Below are 23,359 nucleotides of genomic sequence, written 5' to 3'. Positions count from 1 at the left end.
GTGGTGCTGCCCGTGCCTGAGCGGGCGGCAAGGGATGCGGCATTCGGCAACGCATGGCGTGTGCCGGATCGGTGCGCGCCTGGCAAAGTGACTCGCGGACGGCCAAAGCGTTCCGTCGCACGATCACCGCGGCGTCAGCCCTTGCCGGCCTTCCGGAACGTTATATGTCCGATCCGCCGCACCAGCAACACCGCGACGAGCGCCGCGACCGCCGTCAGCATGGTGCCAATGTGCACGGACTGCACGAGCGCATCGCGGGCAGCGTCGAAGAGCGCGGGCGCGTCGAGCCCGGCCGAGCCCAGATCGCGCAGCAGCGTATCGCGCAATGCTTCGTCGACGAGAATGCGCGGATCGACGAAACGCGGCTGCCATTGCGCCGATGCCGCCGCGCCGAGCACGCTGATGGTGCGCTCGACGACGCTCGCGTAATGATGCGCGACGATCGTCCCGACGATGCTCGTGCCGAGCATGCCGCCGACCATGCGCGTCGATTGCAGCAGCGCCGTCGTGATGCCAAAGCGCTCGCGCCCCGCGATCTCCTGCCCGAACACGTTCATGTTGTTCAGCACGAAGCCGAGCCCGATGCCGACGGCCGCCATCGGCAATTCGATCCACAGGTGCGGCGTCGACACGCGCGCAAACGACAGCCCGACCGACGCCAGCACCAGCAGCGAGAAGCCGATCGTCAGGATCATCGTCGGCTTGCGCAAATGGATGACGATCCGCGTATTGATGAAGCTGCCGAGCGCGATGCACGCGGCAATCGGCGTGGCGAGCAGCCCCGCTTCCTGCGGCGAAAGCCCGAAGCCGCCCTGCAGCAGCAGCGGCGCGAAGAAGATCAGCGAGAACATCACGAAGCCCGCCATGAAGGACAGCGTGAACAGCGTGACGAGATGCGGATCGCGGAAGATGTCCAGCGGGATGATCGGATGCGTTGCGCGCCGCTCGCAGACGAGGAGCGCCGCCGCGCCGCCGATCACCGCGCAACCGAGCGCCACGTTGCCGCCCGACAGCCCCGACTTCGGCACGGACTCGATCAGCGCCTGAAAACCGCCCAGCACGAGCGCGACGAGCACGGCGCCGGTCCAGTCGATTTTTACGGCGCCTTCGCGCGGCCGGTGCAGGTTCGGCAGATGCGCCCAGATGAAGTACAACGCCGCCGCGCCCACCGGCAGGTTGATCAGGAACGTCGAACGCCAGCCCCAGTGCTGGCTCATCCATCCGCCGAGCGACGGCCCGGCCGCCGTGCCGATGCCGTACGCCGCCGCGAGCACGACTTGCCATCGCACGCGCGTGCGGGGATCGGGAAAGAGATCGGGGATCGCGGCGAACGCGGTGCCGACCATCATCCCGCCGCCCACGCCCTGCAGTCCGCGCGACAACGCCAGAAACAGCATGTTCGGCGCGAGCCCGCACAAAACCGAGGCAAGTGTGAACGTGACGACCGCCGCGATGACGAACCGCTTGCGGCCGAAATAATCGCCGAGCCGCCCGAACACCGGCACGGTGACGACGGATGCCAGCAGGTAGGCGCTCGCGATCCACGCGTAATACTCGAAGCCGTGCAGTTCCGCGACGATGGACGGCAGCGCCGTGCTCACCACCGTCTGGTCCAGCGCCACCAGCATGTTGACGAGCCCGATGCCGAGCATCGCGTAAAGGGCGGTTCGGAACGCGAGTGAATGCGGCTGGGGTTCGGTGGTGCGGTCGTCGGTCATGCGGCGTGTTAAGCGGGCGCTGAGTCGGTGGAATCAAGGATTGTACGGCGTCGCTTGCGACAGATCGACTCATCCCAAAATTGCGCGGTTTTGCGGCAACGGCCGCGCGTTATGCTGCAAAGCGCGTATCGCGGCGAGGCAGGCGCCCGCGCCGAGCACCGGCGGCGATGCGCCCGACATTTCATTGCACGAGGAACACGCCATGTTCAAACGCATCATCGTCGCCATCGACGGCAGCCGCACGTCCCAGCACGCCTTCGACACCGCCCTCGACCTCGCCGTCACGCATCAGGCCGTCGTCCAGCCGTACTACGTCGTCGAGAGCGGGCCGATGTACATGGACGTGCCCGGCTACGATCCGTCCGTACTGCAGAAGGGCCTGACCGAACAGGGCGCGACGGTGGCGCGGGAAGCCGCCGAAGCGATGAAGGCGCGCGGCGTCGCGGGCGACATCGTGACCGTCGAAGCCACCGTCAGCGACGATGTCGCCTCGCTCATCATCGGCGCTGCGCGCGCGTTCAACGCCGATCTGCTGGTGATGGGCACGCATGGCCGCAAGGGCTTCAAAAGGATGATTCTCGGCAGCGTTGCGGAGCGTTGCCTGCGGCAAGCCAGCTTGCCGGTGCTCTTGATTCCCTCGGCGGCAACGAATTCGGACAACGGCTCTACCGCATGATGTAAAGATTGTGCAAGCACCGGAGGCGTGGCATTTTCCCGCACGGTCGGGCAAGCGGGCTATGGGACAATCAATTTGTCATCCATCAAGAACCCGAGCTCGCCATGTCTGATCCGATCCTTCCCCGGCGGCAAGCGGCGCACTGTTCCAGCTGCGCAATGCGCCATCTGTGCATGCCCGAAGGCCTCTGCGCCCGGGACGTCACCAAGCTGGAACACATCATCTCCGTGACGCGCAAGATCCGTCGCGGCGATGCGCTCTTTCGCACCGGCGACACGTTCGATTCGCTCTACGCGGTGCGCTCTGGTTCGCTCAAGACCGTCGTCACGAATGACGGTAGCCGCGACGGCGGACGCGAGCGCATGACCGGCCTGCTGCTGGCGGGCGATGCGCTCGGCCTCGACGGCATCGGCGATGGCCGCCACACGTGCGACGCCGTCGCGCTGGAAGACAGCTCCGTCTGCGTCGTGCCGTACGCGCTCTTCGAGCGCATGTGCCGCGAGACGGATTCACTGCAACGGCGCATGCATCGCATGATGAGCCAGGCGATCAACCGCGAAGCCGAACACGTCGTGCGGCTCGGCCTGCTGCGCGCCGACGAGCGCGTCGCGCGCCTGCTGCTCGACATGTCGGCGCGGCTCGCGCGGCGCGGATACGCCACCGCCGAGTTCACGATGCGCATGACGCGCGACGACATCGGCAGCTATCTCGGCATGACGCTCGAAACGGTGAGCCGCACGCTGTCGCGCTTCGACAAGCTCGGGCTCATCGAGGCGCAGGGCAAGTCCATCCGCATCCGCGATTTCGACGGACTGCGCGGCATCTGACAATCGCGCGAGCGCGCGGAGGTTTGTTCGGCGCACCCGAACAAACGCCGCGTTCGGCGCGCGTGGCACGGACTTCGCTACACACTAGCTCTTTCATGCAACCGGGCAGGCGTTTTGGCGCTTGCTCGAATCCTATGCAATGCTTTCGGCTTGCACCGGAGACCGAGCGAAATGAATCGCGAACCATCCCTGCGTCATCCCCTGCTGGAGCGGCTCGCCGAAGCGCGCCGTGTGACGGACGAACTTTTCGACATCGTCAGGCGCGAGCATCTCTACGATCGGCCGATCGCTGAACGGCATCGCATCGTCTTTTATATCGGCCATCTGGAGGCGTTCGACCGCAATCTGTTCGACAAGCGCCTCTTCGACCTGCCGAACGCCGATCCCGCCTACGACCAGCTTTTCGCATTCGGCATCGATCCCGTCGATGGCGGGCTGCCGACCGATCAGCCGGGCGACTGGCCTTCTCTCGACGAAGTACAGGCCTACAAGATGCGAGTGCGCGCGGACATCGACGCACGCTTCGATCCGACGAGGCTCGTCGCCGAACCTGCGTCCGCCGACGAACCTCCCGTGAAGCTGCTCGAAGTCGCGATCGAGCATCGGCTGATGCATGCCGAAACGCTTGCCTACATGCTGCATCAATTGCCGGTCGACAGAAAAATTGCACCGGCGAACGCGGCGTCCGAGCGGACCTCGGACCGTCCGCTCGTGCACGAGACGGTGCACGTTCCCGAAGGCACGGTCACGCTGGGTCTTTCCCGCGCGAGCGCCCAATTCGGCTGGGACAACGAGTTCGATGAAACGCGCGTGGATGTGCCGGCGTTCGATATCGACCGCTACATGGTCACGAACCGCGATTACCTGCGCTTCATCGATGCAGGCGGCTACTGGAATCGCGACTTCGGGAACGACGCTGACTGGGCGTGGAAGGAACGGCATCGCATTGCGCATCCGGCCTTCTGGATTCCGGGCGACGAGGCCGACGACACTGCAGCCAGCGCGGACCAAGCCGATGCCAGCTGGAAGCTGCGCACGATGTTCGAAGAGATGCCGCTTCCGCTCGACTGGCCGGTGTACGTGAGCCATGCGGAAGCCAGCGCGTATGCGCGCTGGGCGGGCAAGACGCTGCCGACCGAAGCGCAGTGGCAACGCGCGGCCACGGGCGCGCCGCACGTCGCGGAAGGCAACTTCGATTTCCGCCGCTGGGACCCGACGCCGGTGCAGGCGCATCCCGAGAACCGCAGCGCGTTCGGCGTCGAGGGGCAGTTCGGCAACGGCTGGGAATGGACATCGACGACATTCGGCCCGCTGGATGGCTTCGAGCCCTTCCCGTTCTATCTCGGCTATTCGGCGAACTTCTTCGACGGCAAACACTTCATCATCAAGGGCGGCTCACCGCGCACGGCGGCGTGCATGCTCCGGCCGAGCTTCCGCAACTGGTTCCAGGGGCATTATCAGTACGTGTATGCGGGCTTTCGCTGCGTGAGCGTGTGAGCGCGTGAGCCGTCTGAAGATTCTTCGTGCACGGGCTTGTATATCCGCTCGGGGGTCTCTATAATGCGCGGCTCAACAGGCTCGTAGCTCAGCTGGTTAGAGCACCACCTTGACATGGTGGGGGTCGTTGGTTCGAGTCCAATCGAGCCTACCAACGCATATGCTGTAAAACAAATCGCCGCGTTCATCGCGGCGATTTGTTTTTCTGCTTCCTCTTTTGTACTTCCCTAATCCCACATGTTCCGGAACGCCACGGCGGCGATCACGGGCACGGTCAGCACGAGCGGAATCGCGAAGTACGGCACTTCCAGATTCACCGCCCAGTTGTAGATCAGCCAGCCGATGCCAAGCGCCAGCGTGCCGATGCCGACCAGCGCCGAGAGGACATTGAGCGAGCGCGCCGACAAGCGCCTGCGGGACGGTTCTTTACTCGAGGTCGGTTCCATGATGACGGTGTGGGCGCATCGTGCGCGAGACATATACATCTAAGTTTATACCGCTCGCCGATGCGGCGTAGCGCGTTCACGAGGCCACTAAAAAGCACGCCGCCGGTTCTAGACGCGAACCGGCGGCGCTTGCTTCACTCCGCGTTCATCAGAAATCCGTGGTCATCGACAGAAGAACCGTGCGCGGCGCGCCTTGCGTCAGATAACCGCCGATCGTCGACGACCAGTACGACTTGTTCGCCACGTTGAGCACGCTTGCGCGAAACGTCGTCGGCTTGCCGAACAGCACGGTCGCGTAACGTGCGCCGAGGTCGAAGCGGTCCCATGCCGGAATCGACAGCGTGTTCGTCACGTTCAGATATTGCGAGCCGGTATGGATCCAGCGCGCCGTCACCGTCAGGCCGTTCAGCACCGGCACGTCGTACTCCGCGTTGACGTTGAACATGAAGGTCGGCACGCCGATCGGCATGTTGCCGTCCGTCGTCGCGCTGCCCGTGTCCTGTTGCGTCGCGTGGATGTACGTCGCCCCGGCGATCAGGCGCACGCCGCGCAACGGCTCGCCGTAGATGGACGCCTCCACGCCGCGATGCCGCTCGTTCCCGTTATCGACGAAGTAGCCCGCGCTGTTCGTGTACGTCAGCGGCTTCTCGATCTGAAACAGCGCGAGCGATGCGCCGTACTTGCCGTTGTCGTACTTCGCGCCCACTTCGTACTGCTTCGACTTCTGGGGCGGCAATTGTTCGCCGAAGTTGACGGCCGTGTTCGGCGCGGAATCGCCGATCGCCAGCGCCTCGCTGCGATTCGCGAAGAACGCCACGTTCTGCCACGGCTTGACGACGAGGCCGAACAGCGGCGTCGTGATCGAATCGTTATAGGCGCGCGTCTGCTTGCCGGTGTAATCGAACGTGTTCGTGTGCAATTCCTGATAACGCGCGCCGACGGTGAACAGCACGCGGTCGTTGAGAAAGCCGAGCGTGTCCGACACCGATGCGCTGCGCATCAGATTGAGCGCCGTCGTGCCCGGATCGGCGAGATTGCCGGCGGACAGTGTGGTCGCCGGATACGGCACCTGCGGCGTGTCGTAGAGACTCGTCGGGAACGCGCCGGCGAACGTATAGGCCGACATCGAATCGACGCGCACGATCGACGCGCCCGCCGTCACGAAATGCGACACCGGGCCGGTATTGAAATGCCCGCGCACGCCCGCTTCCGCCGAGCTGCCGTCTTCCTTGTGCGGCACGCCGAGACGCGACGCGGTCGTGCCGGTATTGGAAACGGTCGGCGACGAGTACTCGCCGTGCTCATCCGTGTGCCGCATGCCGCCCGCGACATAGGCCGTCCAGCCGGGCAGAAAGTCGTATTCCGCGCGCAGGATGCCGACGGTATCCTCGATTGAACTGTAGGTCCACGTCTGCGCGTAGTTGTAGGTTGCCGAGGGCGTCTCGGGAATGAAATCGCCGCTGACGTTGACGGTCGGCCGCCCGCCGTTCACGCGCTGCCGCTGATAGAGGAAGTCGCCGTAGAGCCGCAGCTTGTCGCCGCGCCAGTCGAGCGAAACGGCCGTGGTGTTGTCGCGGCGATGTTCGCCGTCGATGCTCGTTTCGCCGTCGTGATTCGCCTGATTCACGCGGATGCCGAACTGCCCTTCGCTGCCGAAACGCCGGCCCACGTCGACATGCGCGCCGATCTCGCCCGACGCCGTGCCTTCGAGCGTGACACGCGTGAGCGGCTTGTCGTCGGCGCGCTTCAGTTGCAGATTTAGCCCGCCGCCAACCGCCGATCCGTTCGGCGATGCGCCGTTCAGGAACGTATTCGCGCCCTTGAACACGTCGACGCGCGCGAGCGCATCGGTCGCGACGAGCTGGCGTGGCGTGACGCCGTAGAGGCCGTTGAGCGAGACATCGTCGCCGTCGAGCTGGAAGCCCCGAATGATGTACGTCTCGGCGAAGTTGCCGAAGCCGTACGCGGTACGCACGGCAGGATCGTTCGCGAGCACGTCGCCGATGGTGCGCGCCTGCTGGTCTTCGATCAGTTTCGACGTGTACGTCGTCATGCTGAACGGCACGTCGAGCGTGCGCTGCTGGCCGAGCACGCCGAAATCGGCGCCGCGCGCCACCTGGCCGCCCGCGAACGTCGGGGCGAGATCGCCGGGAAGCTGCTCCTTGCTCGCCTCGACGCGGACGGCGGGTAGCGTGTTGTCAGCGGATGGAGCGGCGGCGGCGGTGGTTTGCGCGTAGGCCGGAACGGAAAAAGCAACGGCAATCGCCGCGACGATGACGGCGCGATGCGACAGCGCCTTCGCAGGCGCGGCCTGCAAGGGATGCGAACGGAGAACGGGCATGAATCGGAGGTACGTCGATGTTGGTCGGTTCCGGCCCGGGGCATCGATGGAATCCGGGCGGCATTTTTTGTCTTGCCGGCCATCGCGGGAGCGTGGCCGACTCAATTTGTCGCGGGATTCTAGCGTAAATAAGATTCGTTATTGTTTAAACGGCCGTGCGATTTGTGACATTGCCACGTCCCGCGCTGTCGCCTTCAGCCGTGTGCGTCACGACGACAGCGACCGCCCTCGCGCCGCGCGAGCGTCCGCAGCGGCGGCCGAGTGCCGGCGCGCCGCCCGCTTGCGCATCCAGATGATGAGACCGGTCGCGCTTAGAACGGCCACTGCCAAGCCGACCGCGCTGATCAGAATCCGCCCTGTCAGCCCGACGATGCGCCCCGAATGCAGCGGAAACTGCGCCTGCATGAAGATATCGCCGGCCGAGCCGCGGCCCGGGATCGACGAACCCGCGAGCGTTCCCGTGTGACCGTTGTAGTACAGCCAAGCGTTGCCGAGGCCGCCATCGCCGTGATCGTGACCGGGCGCGAAGAAGCCGACGCCGTACGCCTGCATCGCAGGGACGTAATAGAGCGCGCCCATCGGCTCGGCGATGTTCTCGCGCTTCGCATCGCGCGCCGCCGTTTCAATGATCTGCGCGCGTGTCGCGGGAGGCTGGCTCGTTGGCGCGGGGCGCACCAGATCGGCGTTTTCGAGGAATGACGGCGACAGCTTCGAGAACGCGGACACGATGGGCCGCACGACCGGATCCGCGAGATTCATCGAAACGGAGGTGAGCGCCATCATCAGCAGCAGCGCCCAGATCCACACGCCGCCCGAGCGATGAAGATCGAAGGTCAGCGCATAGCCGCCGCGACGGAAGCGGAACGCGAGCGATTTTCGCCATGCCTTCACGCTCGGGAACGACAGCACGAGCGCGATGCCGCTGTCGAAAAACCAGATGATGCCGACGATGCCGAGCAGCCACGTACCGGTATCGAAGCCGCCGAGCACCGGCAAATGCAGCGTGTAATGCAGCTTGTAGAGGAACGGCATCAGATCGATTCGCGCGAGCGACACCACGCCCCACATGCGCCGCGCCTGCACTTCGCCGGTGGCGGGATCGACGGCGATCTGGTTGTAGTCGACCGCATACGGCGCGCCCGTCGACGGATTCGTGCGCGGCCAGACCATGATCTGCGCGGCATGCCCCGGCTCGACGCCGAGCGGCAGATACGTGACCTCGACGCGCGGATCGGCGGCTTCGACACGCCGCGCTAGCTCGAGCGGCGGCAGCGGCGCGCCGCCGGTGCGCGCCTGGAAGAACGACGGATTGAGCATCGCGTCGATCTCGTGATCCCACGCGATGATCGCCCCGGTCAGCCCCGACACGAAGAGGAACAGCGCGGTCGCGACGCCAAACCAGCGGTGCAGCCGGACGAGCACCGGCCTCATGCTGACACTGCCTTCGAAGGAAATTTGCGCGCGGCTGCGGTCATTCGACGCCCGTTGGTAAATAGGAATTATTCGCAATGTTATACAGGACAGGCGACGGGGACAAGCCTTTCGTCAGGTTCGGCGCGTCCACGCCCAACCGCGACATCTCGCGAAACAAATGCTGCGTGGTTTTTAACGGGCGCCATCACTACAGTTGCGTTCATCCGCAACCCACTCATGGCGACATCATGGAAATGATCGGAAAGTTATCGATGTACGTGCTCATCATCGTGCTCGGAGCGTCGATGCTCGAAGCGCTGATTCTCAGCCGCGTCCACAAGGGCACCGCGCGCGCATTCGGCTGGCACGAAGTCTGGATCTCCCTCGCCGATCTCGTCGGCCGCAAGCTGCTTGCGTTTCTGCCGCTTTCACTCGCGACGCCGGTGTTCGCGTTCGCGTGGGAGCATCGCATTCACACGGTGACGAGCAACACACCCCTGACCGTGCTGGTGCTCTTCATCGGCATGGAGTTCTGTTACTACTGGTATCACCGCGCTTCGCACACCATGCGTTTCTTCTGGGCGACGCATGCAGTGCATCACTCGCCCAACCAGTTGACGCTCTCTTCCGCGTACCGGCTCGGCTGGACGAGCAAGATCACGGGCGCCGCGATGTTTTTCACGCCGCTCGTATGGTTCGGCGTGAAGCCGGAAGTCGTGCTCGCCGCGTTGTCGATCAACCTGCTGTATCAGTTCTGGCTGCACGCCACGTGGATTCCGAAACTCGGCTGGCTTGAATACGTGCTCAACACGCCTTCATCGCATCGCGTGCATCATGCGTCGAATGCGGCTTATCTCGATGCGAATTTCGGCGGCGTGTTGATCGTCTTCGATCGACTGTTCGGCACGTATGTCGAAGAACGCGCCGATGAACCCTGCCGCTATGGACTGACCACGCCGACTACATCGCGCAATCCGATCGTCGTTGAGACGGAGCACTGGACGAGCCTCGCGAAAGACGTGGTGAACGCTAAAAGCGTGTCCGATGCAGTCAGCTTCGTGTTGCGCCCGCCGGGCTGGCTGCCCAATGGCGGAGGAGAAACGACCGCGGAATTGCAGAAGCGTGCCAAGGCATCCTGAGTCTTCGACGTTGTGCTCGGGAAAAGGCGAAACGAGTGTTTCGCCTTTTTTGCGCGTTCCGCTTATCGCGCCTTGATGGAACGAACATTCATCAAATATCCTAATCATTCGCCGATGACTGGACCTTTCGCTTTGAAAGCCCTATAACCGTATGCATCGGCGACTTCGATTTCTCTTCCGTTAAGGAAACCGAACGATCGATAAGCATAACGCAGTGATTTGTCGGGGTTAATGTACGGAGGTGTCGTCATGCAAGGCGAGACGTGCCTTTTTAGTAAGAAACTGGTGAGGGCTTCGGTCATCGTGTTCTTTGCGGCAAGCGCCGTATCGGCGCAGACGATCCCGAAACAAGGCCCCATCGATGTGACTTTCACGGCTCTCGGACGCGACATCAGCGCGATACCCGCAGGCGGCGAGGACGTCGTCTACTTGTATGAAGCGACGATGGCCTTCACCAACAACGTCAAGACGCCCTTGATGCAGAACGTGATTGCGCGCTGTGTGGAATCCGGATTCAGCGGCGGCGAGGCGAACGGATTCTGCGTCTTCACTGACAAGGACGGCGACAAGTTCGTCGAGACGTTCAGTCACAAGGCGGGCACCATTGCAGGAAAAGCGGTCCTTGGCTCAGGGACGGGCAAATACAAGGGCATCGAAGGCCAACTCGACTGGCAACAGGTGCAGCCGCTGCCCGCCGACAAGGGAACCTTCAACTTCGTCGGAAAGAAGACGGGAAGCTATCGAATAGCGGGTGGTTGAGCGAGCCATCAAGTCGCAGGAAATCGAGGGCCGCGCCGCAAGCGGATCGGACCGCGATCGATCGACTCCGGCGACAACGTCACCGCGCCTTGCGTGATCAGAATGCTTTCCTCTCGCGCCAGCCGCGCGGCGACTTGCCGTATTGCGGGCATCAGCTTGCGCCATTCGCTTTCCCTGTCGGGAATGAGTTCACGCGCGACATCCGAAGGGCAAATGGATGCAGTTGCCGCGCGCCTTCCCAGCAATTCGAACACGCAACGCTCGATATCCTGGTCCGATGAAGTCATCGCTCGATGCTCAGAAGCTATGCCGAAGGCCGGTCATGACGGACAGTTGAGTCGATCCGTTCGCTGCGCTCAATCCGCTGACGCCCTGCAATTGCGCACCGATCAGGCCGCCTCGATAGAGCGAGTAATCGGCTTCGACATAGACGTCAGTGCGGCGCGATATGCCGTGATCGGCCACTACCTGGAACTGCGTCGCGTTGCCGTCTCCGCTTGCATTCTTGCCATCCTGAAGCGTGCGCCAGAAGTTGGCTGACACGTGCGTGCGCGTGCCAATCAACTGCGTTACCCCGCCAAAAAACAATTGCCGCGATGAAAACTGCGTGAATCCCAGCGCCGTCAACAGCGCGGGCGTATAGGGGCCGTTTGGCGCGTTGCCCACATATGCACCGTCCTCGCGATTCACCGCCCATCCCGCGTTCACCGATGTGTTGCCGAACGTATAGGCTCCGCCCGCCGTCCACGACTTTATGTGGGCTGAACTGTTCACGGCGTCGCGCGTGTCGAGATAGCCCGCGGCCAGCCGCAACGGCCAGCCCGGCACATACGATACCGATGCACCAATCTGGCTCCCCGCGCCATAGGCCCCGGCAACGCCGCCGAACGCATATGAGAGTTCCATCGTGACGTCTTGCCAGCGCGCCGTGTATTTGGCCATGTTGCTGGTCCAGACGCCCTGCGCCATGCCGACCTCCGGGCGGAAAACATAAACCGTCGGCAGCCAGGCATTGGTGACATAGGTGCGCAGCACGGCCGTCGCAAGCGGATTGACCTGCCGCCCCAGCGTCAGACGCCCGAAAGTCGACGACCGGATGCCGACGAAGGCCGTATTGAAGAAAGGATAAGCCGGGTCATTCGTCCCGCTATTCGGGAAAAAGCGATTCTCCAATTGAAAAACGACGCTGTTGCCGCCGCCAATGTCTTCGGAACCAAGCAGGCCCCAGTGACTTTCGCTCAGGCCGCCGTTCGAAAGTTGCAGGCGGTCATTGCCGGACGTGTCGGCATGAGTTGTGTAGCGCAGCGCCGTGTCCACGAGTCCATAAAGCGTCACGGACGACTGAGCGCACGCGCTCGCGCCGTAAAGCCCGAGGCCTGCGAGAAGGACGGCCAGTGATCGCGGGTCCCGTTTCAAACTCAGGTTCATTATCTGCCTGTCTGCATAGCGGATTGAGTTGCAGCCGATCCAGTGTCAAAGATCCGGCGTCTTGAATACGAAGGCCGCAGACTACCAGCAACGCACGAACGCTAGCGACTTCGTGTCGTATAGGTAAGAAACGCCTTGACTTTTGCGTGCACTCGCTAAGGAAAAAAGGAACTCGTAAATACTCATGTAAAAGCTACTCGCTCCGTCGACACGACACTCCCGGCTTGCCGGCCGGGACACATCACGTCCCGCACGTTCGTGAGAATCTTGGTCGTCGCGTTTAGGGGCCAACCTTATTCCCTAAAGCGGCGCACTTTTTTCTTTCTTTAATCCACGGGATAAAAAATGGACCGCATCGACTCAGCGCTTCTCACGCAACATCTGGGCTTCACGTCGCTCGAAGAAGGCCTGGCGCCAAGCACAGTCAAGAAAACGGAAAGATTGCCGTTTACGATAAAGATCGTGAGTGATCAGGCAGAACTCTCGAAAGCCGTCGAAATGCGCCGGGCCGCCTATGGGCGTCACCTGCCGGAATTCGCAGAAACGATGGACGTCGAGGCGCTCGATGCCGCGCCCGGCACGGTCGTGCTGCTCGCGCAATCGCGGCTGGACGGAGGTCCGCTCGGTACGATGCGGATCCAGACCAACGTATCCGGACCGCTGGCGGTTGAGCAATCCGTCCGCCTGCCCGACTGGCTGAACCAGGCGCGACTTGCCGAGGCGACGCGGCTCGGCGTCGCACGCGGCGCAATCGGCCGGATGGTCAAGGTGGCGCTGTGCAAGGCGTATTACATGTATTGCGTTGAGAACGATATCGACTGGATGCTGATTACCGCGCGTTCACCGCTCGACCGGGAGTACGAGGCGATGCTGTTCAACGATGTGTATGGCCAGAACGAATTTCTTCCGATGACGCACGTAGGCGGCATGCCGCATCGGGTGATGGCAAAGCCGGTTGCGCTGGTCCGCCAGCGTTGGGCCGCGGTCAATCACTCGTTCTATGGTTTCTTCTTCGAGACGAATCATGTCGACATCGATGTCAGCGTGGCGTCGAGGCCGGATCAAGCGGATGGCGTCGAGTACAGCGGGCTGCGATCGCTGAGCGAAGCGTAAGGTAGCAAACGTACGCCCGGGCATAACGAGCGTACCGATGATCGTCGGCGGCGACGCATTCGCGTTGCCGCTGTCGATTGTCGTAGCATCTCGATCCACCAGATGAAAGCGGTAGCCAAGGAGGAAAGGGCACTAAATGACAAGCGATAAGTGGACGTTTCGAGACCGGCTGACGAGTTGGGCGTTCCTGCGGTTCTCCGTATACGTAGCGCCGTTCGTGATTGCGCTCGGCACCATCGCGGTCATGTTCTGGGCGCCGCGTCAGTTCGACACGACGGGCACCGTTCCGCTTCGCTTCCACGTGATCGCCGATCCGGCCGCGACGCTGCGGCCCACCGATGCCATCGCCCGCCTGCGCGATACGGCGTCCATCGCGCCCACTGCGCGTTTCAGCACCCATCTCGCGCAAACGCCGTTCTGGTTTCTGCTCGAAGCGCCCGCAAGCAATACCAGCGTACCCGCGTTCATCGATCTTCCGTCGCGGCACGCGCAAACGATATCCTGCTGGAGCGCGGCCCCTACCCCTGCCCTGCTCGGCACCGGCGACCGCTACGGCACGCACGGCGACATTCGCTTCAACAAAGCGGGCTTTGCGCTGCAACTCAGTGCGCAAACACGTGACATCCCCATTCTTTGCCGCGGCACATTCTCCGGACCCGCGTACATCACCGCGACCGCACTGAGCCGCGACAAGCTCGAAGAAACCACACTCGATTTTCAACAGGGCGCATCGCTGATCACGGGCGGCCTGCTCACGCTCGCGATCTTCGTATTCGTGACGGCGATCATCAATCACGAATGGACGTACGTCATTTTTGCCGCATGGCTCGTTGGCAATCTGCGCTTGACGGCCAACGCAATGGGATTCGATACCGAATGGATGGGCCGGCTCATTCCGCCCGGCCATATCGAGTTTCTGCGCGAATTCACGTTCGCGTCCTACTACATCCTGACTGCGACGCTCTTCGTCGAACTGTTCCGCCGCGAACTGAAAGCGATTGGCCTTCGCTGGACTCTGCACGCAGTCCGATACGGCGGTTGCATTCTGATGGCCGCTGCCTTCATGCTGAGCTATGCCCACTTCATTCCCGTGCTGTGGGCGAGCGCGAGCTTTTGCATCGTGGTGCTCACGTATTTTCTCGCGCAGCTCGTCTTCAAGGCGAGATCGCGCACGGTGTTGTGGTATGTCGCGTCGATGGGCATCGTGCTCTTCGCGACGCTGTCGGAAGTGCTGGAGGCGGCGTTCGGCTTCAAGGGACTCGCAGGCGCGCATAGTCCCGTCTTGACGGCGCTGTCGTCGAGCATGCTGTGCGCGTTCGCAATCGCTGAACGCATGCGCGAAGACCGCGAACGCCGCCGTCAGATGCAGATCGAGCTGCGCAATACCTACGATGTCACGCCCATTGGCCTCTTCACGTTGAACGAGGAACATTGCTTCGTGCGCGCCAATCCCGCGCTGCATGCCATGCTCGGCTTGCCGCATGGGCAGGATGGTTCGCATCGCTGGGCCGACTACTTCGCGCAAGGCGCCGAGCGCGCGTTGAACGAACTGCTGCAAGGCGATGAATCTGCCTCGATCGAAATCGAGGGCGCGCCCGGCACGACAACCGACGGACGCCGCTACTCGCTTCGAGCCATTCGCGCGAAGGGCTTCATCGAAGGCTCGCTGGAAGACGTCACGGACCGCTCCAAAGCCGTCGAGCGCCTGCACTTCCTCGCCGAACACGATCCGCTCACCGGGCTATTGAACCGGCGCGGGATCGAACACGCCATCGCCCGTCAATGCGAAAAGAGCGACGCATGGGCGCTCGCGTATCTCGACCTCGACCGCTTCAAGGTGTTCAACGATCTGTTCGGCCACAGCACGGGCGATGAAATCCTTCGGCATGTCACCGCGCGTCTGGTCGAGCGCCTTGGCTCGCATGTGCCGATCGGGCGCATCGGTGGCGACGAGTTCGTGTGCGTGCTTGCCGGCATGGAGATCGACGACGCGATCGCGCGCTGCAAGGAACTCGTCACCGCGTTGAACGCGGCCCCCTTCCTCGTCGATACGCGCGCCTTCCAAGTCAGGGGATCGATCGGCGTCGTCGAATGCTCGCAGGGTGAACACGGCCAGGACGCTCTCGCCTACGCGGACCGCGCATGCCGCGCCGCCAAGCGCGGCGGCAACGCGCGGCTCGTCGCATTGCGTAAAGGTGCGCCCGCCTTCGAGGAACGCGCCGCCGAAATCAGCCTCATCGAAGCGCTGGGAGAAAGCCGCCTGCCCGACGGACTCTTCCTCGTGATGCAGCCAATCATGTCGATGCAGGCGCCGGGAGAATCGCTCGATTTCGAAATGCTGTTGCGACTGCGCACCGCGGATGGCGCGGTCGCGACTGCTGGCAAGCTGATCGCCGCCGCCGAGGACTCGGGCACGATCGTGCAGATCGACCGCTGGGTACTCGCGACGACGCTCGCATGGTTGAGCGAGAACCGCGCATCGCTCTCAAGAACGCGCTTCGTGTGCGTGAACCTGAGCGGCGGCTCGCTCAACGACGAGCACTTCCTCGACGAACTCTTCGCGCTGTTCTCGCGTTACGAGGACATCGTGCATTACCTGTGCATCGAGATCACCGAGAGCGTCGCGCTGCACGACCTCGAGCATACGGAGCGTTTCATCGCACGCGTTCACGACATGGGCGCGAAGATCGCCATCGACGATTTCGGCGCGGGTCAGACATCGTTGCGCTATTTGAAGAAGCTGTCGGCCGATGCGCTCAAGATCGACGGCGAGTTCGTGCGCACGATGTGCAACCATCCCGCCGATATCGCGATCGTCGAAGCGATCATCAACCTCGCGCGCAACCTCGGCATGCGCAGCATCGCCGAATGGGTCGAGGATTTGCAAACGCTCGATGCGCTGAAGGAACTGGGCGTCGACTACGTACAGGGCTTCGCCATTGCAAAGCCGCAAGAAGCCCGCGACATACTCTTGGCCTCGTCCGCTGCGAGCTTCGTGACCAACCCTGAAGTCAAACGCTATTTGCAAGCGGAAGCGGTATGAGCGTGTGATGGCCCGTGCGGTCGATGCATGCGCCGCCGGCTTCTGTGTCCGGCGTGGCGCATGCGTCATCGAAAAACGAGCTTCGAAGAATCAACGAAGCACGTCCCCTGCTTCGAGCTTTCGTATGCGCCTTTCAACGTCGGCAAGATCCGTCGCTTCGGAGACGTAGGCATCGCACCGCTTGCGCTCGTTCGCGTCGAGCCAGGCGTTCAGCAGATAAAACAAGAACATGATCATGGTATTTCACCGTTTGGTCGTGTGATCCGGCTTGCGCCATCACGATTGCGCGAAGACATCCGTGCCGCAAATGAGCGTCCGGGCGTGCAGCGGTTCGAGCGCCGCCGCAAGCCGTTGCCCTTGTGCGTCACTTACCATGCCCGTCAGCACCTCGGCGAAGCGCGGCGCCTCGACGCCCGAGATGATGTATTGCCAGCGATACGCATCCAGCACGCCGGCGCACACGCGCGCTTCTTCATCGTCGGACAACGCGCGGTCGAGCATCGACAGGAAGCAATGGGCATCCGCTGCGGCCTGAGTCTGCAGCAGGCCGTCTATCGCGCAGACCAGATCGATCAGATCGCCGACTGCCTCGTCACGCGCGGCTTCGTCGATGCGCGCGTCTTCCCGCAGCCATTCGAGTTCGTCGATGATCGCGTGCTGCGACTCCTCCTGCCAGTGAAACAGAAAGATGTCCTTGAAGAGCGGCGACATGTTGCTGTCGCTTTCCATGCTCTGCCGGTAATGCACTTGCGTGACGATTTCGATGCAGCAGGTCAGCGCAAGAATCGACCACGTCGACTTCGTCAGCACGAGCGCGGCGACGTCATCGGCGCTGGCAGTGAAGCGATAGCCGTGGGGCATGACGGCGGCCGCCAGTGCATCGACACGGCGGAACAGTTCCTGATGCTTCAGCTCTTCATCGGTGAATCGCACGATCGCCTCGAAAGCGGTCTGATTGGCGAGCGCGTGTTCACGGCCGAGTTCGATCATCTTCGCGCCGATGAAACGCTCGATCAGCCCGAACATGTTCGCGTACGTGCGGCCCTGAATCTGCGACATCAGGCGGCGCTCGGCGTCATCGAGAAACGGCAGGCGTTCCGTTTCGCTCAGTCCTTCGGGCATGAACTTGTGCAACGGGTCGAATTGACGGCCGCGTAATACGTCCCGGTCGATGTCCCAGCGAATGCGGCGCGATGCTTCGATGCATTTCATATAGCGTTGCTGGGCGGCTTGAGGACTAAAGGCTTTCATGAACATACTCCGTGAACTGTCTGTCGGAAGATAAAGGACGGTTCGGCGGAAGAAGGAAGAAAGCGTTGCGCCACCGTCTGGAGATCATTCTGGGCAGACGCATGCGCGAAAACATGAGTCCCGCGTCCCGGTCGACGCCGGGATGAGGCGCGCACTGGGCGTGAAAGCGGGACACGTGTCCCGGCCAGGCTGGGTCTACGAAGAAACGTCGTCGAAGCCCGCGCGGCGCGCAAGCACGATAGCCTGTCCCCGGCTATCGACTTCGAGCTTCGAGAAAATGCTGGTGAGATGATTGCGCACGGTCTTTTCGCTCAATGCGAGGCGCGCGGCAATCTGCGCGTTGTCGCGGCCGCCCGCAAGCAATTCGACGATGTCCCGCTCGCGCGGCGTCAGCATTGCGAAGGCGGGATCGGGCGTGGTCAACGCCGGAAGAAACCCGCGCACTTCATCGCGCCATCGCTGCCAGGCGGGCTCGGCTTCGAGCACGAGATGATTGTCGCTTTCGAGCGGGACGAAGCGCGCACCCGGAATCATCCCTGCAATCAGGCGGCTTTCGTCGAACGGGACGCGCGCATCGCCGCTCGCGTGAAGCACCAGTACCGGGCATTCCACCTTGGGCAACAAATCGAACACATCGATCTCGTTGAAGACGCGCATGATGCGCGCCGCGTTGCGCGGCGTGGTGGTCATGCGTTCCAGCTCATTGAACCAGCGATGCTGTTCCGGACTGCCGCCCGGTATGAACTGTGTGGTGAAGAACTGGCGGAACGCGGGATTGCTCTTGCCCCAGCCTATCTCAGCGAGACGCACGAGCATTTCCGCTTCCTCGTGCAGGGCGGGATCGTTCGTGCGCTTGAGGCGTCCTCTCGCATAGCCGCCGTGCAGCACGAGATGAGTCACGCGTTCAGGATGCGCCACCGCATACGCGACGGCGATCGATGCGCCCTGCGATATCCCGAGCAATGGAAAACGCGCGATGCCGCACGCGTCGACGACGGTTTCCAGATCGCGCAGCCACGCATCGAAGGAAATGTCGGCGACGTCTCTGTCGGAGAGGCCGCAGCCGCGCTGATCGTAGCGAATCAACGTGTGATGCTGGCACAGCTCCAGCATCAGATGACTCCACACCGGGCTAGAGAAGTCCAGCTCGAGATGACTCAGCCAGTTCGCCGCCTTGATGAGCGGCGGCCCCGAACCGCACGTCGCGTAAGCGATGCGCGCGCCATCGCTCGCCATGCATAGACGTATCTGTTGCCGCGGCGGGGAGGAGCACTGCTTCATCGCGAGGCAATGATGTAGGGAGTACGTACTAATTCGGCCGGTATGAAACGGATCGCACGGGTCAATCATGCTCGCGCGCAAAGGCGGGGGAAGTCAAGGTTCCGGGTGTCGTCGGGTCGGTGCCGCAGTCGCTCTATTCGCCCGCCAGTATCGAGGCGCGCAAACGTGAATTCGTTTGACATCGGCGAAATATAAGCCTATAACCATCCCATTGGATGGTGAATGGATGGAATAACCGAATATGGAAAAGACGGATGCGCCCGAATCGTCGCGCTCGCGCGGCGGCGAGACGGAAAAAATTACGATCAATCTCGGCCCAGTGGACTTGGGCCAGATCGACTTGCTCGTCGAAGAAGGCTTCTATTCGAACCGGACGGACCTCATTCGCACGGCCATTCGCAACCAGCTGTCCGTTCACGCGGTCGTCGTTCGGGAAACGGTGACGCGGCGCGAACTGGTGCTGGGCCTTCAGTACTTCTCAAAGCGCGATCTCGAAGCGGTGCGCGCCGCGAACGAGCGACTCAAGATTCAGGTGCTGGGACTCGCCAGCATTGCCGCCGACGTGACGCCCGAGCTCGCGCTGGCCACGATCGATTCCATTCTGGTGCGCGGCGCATTGCACGCACCAGCGGCCGTCAAAGCTGCGCTCGCGGGTCGAATCCGCTAACGCCGCCATGCACGCCAACAAACAACGGACCTCACAATGAAACTCAACGAAGGCTTTCTGGACTCGATGAAGGAAGCGTTTGCACGCTTCAAGGAACACGACACCGCCGCCGCCACCGATCTCATCCGGCGCGCGTTAAGCGGCGAATCCACGCACGTGGAGCCGCCGCAAGGGCAACGCCCTGAACAAGCAAAGGTCGATACGACGCCCTTCGGCCGCTTTCACAAGACGCGGACTGAAACGGATACTGCCGTCGAGGATCGCGGACATTTCAGCCGGAAAAGCTACGCGAATGCCGCCGGGCAGCGCGATTACAAGCTCTACGTGCCGAGCGGATATCGCGGCGAGCCGGTGCCGCTCATCGTCATGCTGCACGGCTGCACGCAGGACGCCGACGATTTCGCGGCCGGCACGCAAATGAACACACTCGCGGACGAGCACGGCTGCATCGTCGTCTATCCGATCCAGCCGCAAGGGGCGAATCCGTCGAAGTGCTGGAACTGGTTCAAACCGGCCGATCAGGCGCGTGAGCGCGGTGAGCCATCGTTGATCGCGGGCATCACGCGTGAAGTCATGGCGAGTCATAGCGTGGACCCGAAGCGCGTGTATGTCGCGGGGTTATCGGCGGGCGGCGCGATGGCGGCGATACTCGCGCAGACCTATCCGGACTTGTACGCTGCGGCAGGCGTGCATTCGGGACTGGCTGCCGGATCGGCGCACGATCTTCCGTCCGCGCTCGCAGCGATGCGCGGCGGCCAGCGTCCCGGGCACACGAAGACGACGCAGCCGTCGCCCTGTCCGCTCATCGTCTTCCACGGCGATGCGGATACGACCGTCCATCACGCAAACGCCGATGCGATCCTGCGCGGCTTCAGCGTCGATACCGCCGCGTCCGCCGCGCCCGCAAGCGACATGGTGAGTACGCGCAAGTACACCGTGCGCAAGCTGGTGTCGCCGGAAGGCACGCGGGCGGAGTTCTGGACGATACACGGCGCGCCGCATGCGTGGTCAGGCGGCAGTTCACGCGGCTCCTATACTGATCCCACCGGTCCCGACGCCAGCGCCGCCATGCTGCGATTCTTTCTGGCGCATCCTCGGCAGCACTGAGCGTTATCGATGTGATTGGCGTGTCAGCGGTGCAGCAGCCACGCAGGCTCGGAAAGATGCGCCGCGAAGAAATCGCCGAGGGCCGTCACCTTCGCCGGACGCGCCCTCGCCGATGGCGTGACGAAGTACAGGCCGCCTCGCGTCAGCCGCCAGTCGGTCAGGATTGTTTCCAGACGGCCATCGGCGAGATATTCGCCCGCGATGAACTCGGGTAATTCGGCAATGGCGAGCCCATCGAGCAGCATCGGCAGAAGCGCATCGGCGTTCGTCACGCGCAACGGTCCCGTCGGCGTGACCGGCTCTTCTTCGCCGGCATCGTTCGTGAAGCGCCACACTGCGTTGCCCGCGCGATAAGCGTAGGAAAGGCACGGCCGGCCCGCGAGGTCGCGCGGATGCGCCGGGCGGCCGTATCGCTCCAGATAGTCCGGCGACGCGACGACGAGTTGCGACACCGGGCACAAGCGCCTCGCCACCAGCGACGAATCCGGCAAGGCGGCGATCCGCAGCGCCGCATCGAAACCTTGCGCGACGATATCGACCGTCGCATCGGACAAATGCAAGTCGACCGAGACTTCCGGATACGCCCGGAAGAACGCGGGCATCAGCGGCGCGACCCAGCGCAAGCCGAACGACATCGGCACGGCGAGACGAACCAGTCCGCGCGGCTGCACCGACATCTCGCGTGCGGCGCTTTCCGCTTCCTCCGCCTGCCGATAAATGTCGCCGGCCTTCTCCGCGATAGTGCCGCCGAACTCCGTCAGCGCCAGTTGCCGCGATGTTCGATTGAACAGCCTCGCGCCTAGCCGATCCTCCAGCCGCGCCACGCCGCGCGATACCGTCGCGACGGAGACGCCCATCGCGCGGGCAGCCGCTGCGAACGAGCCTTCTTCGGCCACCTTCGCGAACATCGCCAGGCCCTCGAAATCCGGTAGCTTCGTCATTTCATTTCTGCAACGATGGTTTGCAGACGATTCTATTTCGAAAGGACGCGCTCGTCGATATCCTTCTCACATCGCTTCACGACATGACACTTCAACCGGACACACAAGGAGCAACACCATGGCACGCAAGCTCGAAGGCAAGATCGCACTCGTCACCGGCGCCACCAGCGGCATCGGCCTCGCCACCGCCAAGCGGTTCGCAGCGGAAGGCGCGCACGTGTACATCACGGGCCGTCGCGCAGCCGAACTCGATGCAGCGGTCGCGGCCATCAACGCGATCGGCTCGGCAACCGGCGTGCGCGTCGATTCGTCGAAACTCGATCAACTCGACGCGCTTTATGAGCAGATTCGCGGGGAAAGGGGCCGGCTCGATGTGCTCTTCGCCAATGCAGGCGGCGGGAGCATGCTGCCGCTCGGCGAGATCACCGAGGCGCATTATCACGACACCTTCGACCGCAACGTGAAGGGCACGCTCTTTACGGTGCAAAAGGCGCTGCCGCTGCTGTCGAAAGGCGCATCCGTGATCCTCGCGGGGTCGACGACGACCATCGAAGGGACGGCGGCGTTCAGCGTGTATTCGGCGTCGAAGGCTGCCATCCGCAACTTCGCCCGAAGCTGGATTCTCGATTTGAAGGACCGCGGCATCCGCGTGAACACCATCAGCCCCGGTGCGACGAAGACGCCCGGACTCGTCGAACTCGCAGGCCCGGACGAGACGCAGCAGCAAGGCTTGCTGGACTATCTGGCGTCGCGCATTCCGATGGGGCGCGTCGGCGATCCGAACGAAATCGCTGCAGCCGCGCTCTTCCTCGCGTCCGACGATGCGAGTTTCGTGAACGGCGCCGAATTGTTCGTCGACGGCGGTCAGGCGCAAGTCTGAGCATCACAGCACGAAGGCAGCGGCGCGTGCGGTTGCCTTCGGGGATGCAGCGCCGGCCGTTGGCTTTTGATCCTCGGCTCTCTCTCAGGTTCTAGCTGGCCGAAACACGGTTAATTCCAGCGCTGCGCGGGCAGGATAACTTGGAACCGGTTCCATTGTCGCATCGTTTTTCGCAATATCGTTATTACGGTCAATGATTTGCAACGGCGTCCAGCCGGATGCGCGAGCGGCAGGCAAAAAAAAGCCGGCTCATTGAGCCGGCTTTGAAAGTTCTGGCCATTCCGAGGGCCGTGCCAGAACCTGAGAGAGCGAACGTTCCGCCGATATCCGCAGAACAAAAACGACAGTATAGCTGATGGAGAGCGCCGCTGGCTTTTTCACTTTCATTTTTATCATTTTTTTGCGAGAGTCGATTGTCGCCTATTGTTGAGTCTTTGAGGCTGTCAAGGCAAGCTGGATCAGCCTAAGGCGTAAAACTGTCGAGTTGACGCGCCTCGACGACTCTTTCATTTTATCACTTTTAAATGTTTGCTCCGTTCAAGGGCAGTGCCGCTTGGCGGGGCGAGCTTGATCCACGCGCGTCGAGCTTCGCGCGTTGGCGACGCTTCTGAACGAACGGCGCGCCGAAGCCATTACGGTTGCCTTTTGGCAGCGCAATAGGCGCTCTTACGTCAGTGGCTAACTAAAAAGGCCACCGGCTTCCGGAAGTGACGCTCGGCGGCGACGCGCCCGTATCGATCCATTTGCCGACGCAAAAATTAGCCTGCACCGGAAGCGTCGCTGCAAGTGACTTGGATCAGCGTTCGCCTTTGCGGACGTTCCACCGTTTGCG

The 23,359-nt window shown here is 62.7% G+C and carries 20 protein-coding genes and 1 tRNA gene; 11 read left to right on the top strand and 10 right to left on the bottom strand.

Annotation, left to right across the window (positions count from 1 at the left end):
- Nucleotides 1-134 precede the first annotated feature (134 nt).
- Nucleotides 135-1,652: an MFS transporter gene (locus AB6804_RS10380; protein ID WP_370886574.1), complete on the bottom strand. Its 1,518-nt coding sequence runs from the start codon at nt 1,650-1,652 to the stop codon at nt 135-137.
- A 268-nt stretch (nt 1,653-1,920) separates the two neighbouring features.
- Here AB6804_RS10380 and AB6804_RS10375 point away from each other — a divergent pair, with 268 nt between their 5' ends.
- The 4 genes from AB6804_RS10375 (at nt 1,921) to AB6804_RS10360 (ending at nt 4,872) form a co-directional block, all read left to right on the top strand.
- Nucleotides 1,921-2,394, top strand: a complete 474-nt coding sequence (locus AB6804_RS10375) for a universal stress protein (protein ID WP_370886383.1) — start codon at nt 1,921-1,923, stop codon at nt 2,392-2,394.
- 104 nt (nt 2,395-2,498) lie between these two features.
- Nucleotides 2,499-3,221 carry a helix-turn-helix domain-containing protein gene (locus AB6804_RS10370; protein WP_370886382.1) on the top strand — a complete coding sequence of 241 codons (723 nt, stop codon included), beginning with the start codon at nt 2,499-2,501 and terminating at the stop codon, nt 3,219-3,221.
- Nucleotides 3,222-3,392: 171 nt separating this feature from the next.
- A complete protein-coding gene (locus AB6804_RS10365; protein WP_370886381.1) occupies nt 3,393-4,718 on the top strand; it encodes an SUMF1/EgtB/PvdO family nonheme iron enzyme in 1,326 nt (441 codons plus the stop codon).
- Between the two features lie 77 nt (nt 4,719-4,795).
- Nucleotides 4,796-4,872 (top strand) — tRNA-Val (locus tag AB6804_RS10360).
- A gap of 73 nt (nt 4,873-4,945) precedes the next feature.
- On the opposite strand, the gene AB6804_RS10355 is transcribed toward AB6804_RS10360, so the two are convergent.
- The 3 genes from AB6804_RS10355 to AB6804_RS10345 all read right to left on the bottom strand — a co-directional run bounded on the left by AB6804_RS10355 (nt 4,946) and on the right by AB6804_RS10345 (nt 8,936).
- Nucleotides 4,946-5,164: a hypothetical protein gene (locus AB6804_RS10355; protein ID WP_370886380.1), complete on the bottom strand. Its 219-nt coding sequence runs from the start codon at nt 5,162-5,164 to the stop codon at nt 4,946-4,948.
- Nucleotides 5,165-5,312: 148 nt separating this feature from the next.
- On the bottom strand, nt 5,313-7,505 hold the full coding sequence (locus tag AB6804_RS10350; protein WP_370886379.1) for a TonB-dependent receptor: 2,193 nt from the start codon (nt 7,503-7,505) through the stop codon (nt 5,313-5,315).
- Between the two features lie 207 nt (nt 7,506-7,712).
- Nucleotides 7,713-8,936 carry a PepSY-associated TM helix domain-containing protein gene (locus AB6804_RS10345; RefSeq protein WP_370886378.1) on the bottom strand — a complete coding sequence of 408 codons (1,224 nt, stop codon included), beginning with the start codon at nt 8,934-8,936 and terminating at the stop codon, nt 7,713-7,715.
- A gap of 230 nt (nt 8,937-9,166) precedes the next feature.
- On the opposite strand from AB6804_RS10345, the gene AB6804_RS10340 reads away from it, so the two are divergent.
- Nucleotides 9,167-10,057 carry a sterol desaturase family protein gene (locus AB6804_RS10340; protein WP_370886377.1) on the top strand — a complete coding sequence of 297 codons (891 nt, stop codon included), beginning with the start codon at nt 9,167-9,169 and terminating at the stop codon, nt 10,055-10,057.
- A gap of 249 nt (nt 10,058-10,306) precedes the next feature.
- The gene (locus tag AB6804_RS10335) at nt 10,307-10,816 is read left to right on the top strand and encodes a hypothetical protein (protein ID WP_370886376.1); all 510 of its coding nucleotides are present in this window, start codon (nt 10,307-10,309) and stop codon (nt 10,814-10,816) included.
- Between the two features lie 8 nt (nt 10,817-10,824).
- On the opposite strand, the gene AB6804_RS10330 is transcribed toward AB6804_RS10335, so the two are convergent.
- Both AB6804_RS10330 and AB6804_RS10325 read right to left on the bottom strand, forming a co-directional pair.
- Nucleotides 10,825-11,103: a DUF3253 domain-containing protein gene (locus AB6804_RS10330; RefSeq protein ID WP_370886375.1), complete on the bottom strand. Its 279-nt coding sequence runs from the start codon at nt 11,101-11,103 to the stop codon at nt 10,825-10,827.
- Nucleotides 11,104-11,113: 10 nt separating this feature from the next.
- Entirely contained in the window at nt 11,114-12,244 is a 1,131-nt protein-coding gene (locus AB6804_RS10325; protein ID WP_370886374.1) for a porin, read from the bottom strand.
- 462 nt (nt 12,245-12,706) lie between these two features.
- Between AB6804_RS10325 and AB6804_RS10320 the strand changes: the two genes are divergently transcribed.
- Both AB6804_RS10320 and AB6804_RS10315 read left to right on the top strand, forming a co-directional pair.
- Entirely contained in the window at nt 12,707-13,357 is a 651-nt protein-coding gene (locus AB6804_RS10320) for a hypothetical protein (RefSeq protein WP_370886373.1), read from the top strand.
- Nucleotides 13,358-13,493: 136 nt separating this feature from the next.
- Complete coding sequence (locus tag AB6804_RS10315; protein WP_370886372.1) at nt 13,494-16,400, top strand: putative bifunctional diguanylate cyclase/phosphodiesterase; 2,907 nt, start codon at nt 13,494-13,496, stop codon at nt 16,398-16,400.
- Between the two features lie 90 nt (nt 16,401-16,490).
- On the opposite strand, the gene AB6804_RS10310 is transcribed toward AB6804_RS10315, so the two are convergent.
- The 3 genes from AB6804_RS10310 to AB6804_RS10300 form a co-directional block, all read right to left on the bottom strand.
- Nucleotides 16,491-16,637 (bottom strand): DUF3563 family protein, encoded by a 147-nt coding sequence (locus tag AB6804_RS10310; RefSeq protein ID WP_370886371.1) that lies wholly within the window; start codon nt 16,635-16,637, stop codon nt 16,491-16,493.
- 39 nt (nt 16,638-16,676) lie between these two features.
- The gene (locus AB6804_RS10305; RefSeq protein ID WP_370886370.1) at nt 16,677-17,651 is read right to left on the bottom strand and encodes a hypothetical protein; all 975 of its coding nucleotides are present in this window, start codon (nt 17,649-17,651) and stop codon (nt 16,677-16,679) included.
- A 195-nt stretch (nt 17,652-17,846) separates the two neighbouring features.
- On the bottom strand, nt 17,847-18,932 hold the full coding sequence (locus tag AB6804_RS10300; RefSeq protein WP_370886369.1) for an alpha/beta fold hydrolase: 1,086 nt from the start codon (nt 18,930-18,932) through the stop codon (nt 17,847-17,849).
- Between the two features lie 241 nt (nt 18,933-19,173).
- Between AB6804_RS10300 and AB6804_RS10295 the strand changes: the two genes are divergently transcribed.
- Together AB6804_RS10295 and AB6804_RS10290 are read left to right on the top strand one after the other, a co-directional pair.
- Complete coding sequence (locus AB6804_RS10295; RefSeq protein ID WP_370886368.1) at nt 19,174-19,599, top strand: CopG family transcriptional regulator; 426 nt, start codon at nt 19,174-19,176, stop codon at nt 19,597-19,599.
- A 36-nt stretch (nt 19,600-19,635) separates the two neighbouring features.
- Complete coding sequence (locus AB6804_RS10290; RefSeq protein WP_370886367.1) at nt 19,636-20,706, top strand: PHB depolymerase family esterase; 1,071 nt, start codon at nt 19,636-19,638, stop codon at nt 20,704-20,706.
- A gap of 23 nt (nt 20,707-20,729) precedes the next feature.
- Here AB6804_RS10290 and AB6804_RS10285 read toward each other — a convergent pair whose 3' ends face one another.
- Nucleotides 20,730-21,647 carry a LysR family transcriptional regulator gene (locus AB6804_RS10285; RefSeq protein WP_370886366.1) on the bottom strand — a complete coding sequence of 306 codons (918 nt, stop codon included), beginning with the start codon at nt 21,645-21,647 and terminating at the stop codon, nt 20,730-20,732.
- Nucleotides 21,648-21,765: 118 nt separating this feature from the next.
- Here AB6804_RS10285 and AB6804_RS10280 point away from each other — a divergent pair, with 118 nt between their 5' ends.
- Entirely contained in the window at nt 21,766-22,527 is a 762-nt protein-coding gene (locus tag AB6804_RS10280) for an SDR family NAD(P)-dependent oxidoreductase (RefSeq protein ID WP_370886365.1), read from the top strand.
- The last annotated feature ends 832 nt before the right edge of the window (nt 22,528-23,359 follow it).

This window comes from Caballeronia sp. RCC_10, assembly GCF_041360715.1.
GTDB classification, from domain to species: Bacteria; Pseudomonadota; Gammaproteobacteria; order Burkholderiales; family Burkholderiaceae; genus Caballeronia; species Caballeronia grimmiae.
The sequence above is the reverse complement of the archived record's forward strand: the minus strand, read 5'-3'. Positions and strand labels throughout refer to the sequence as shown.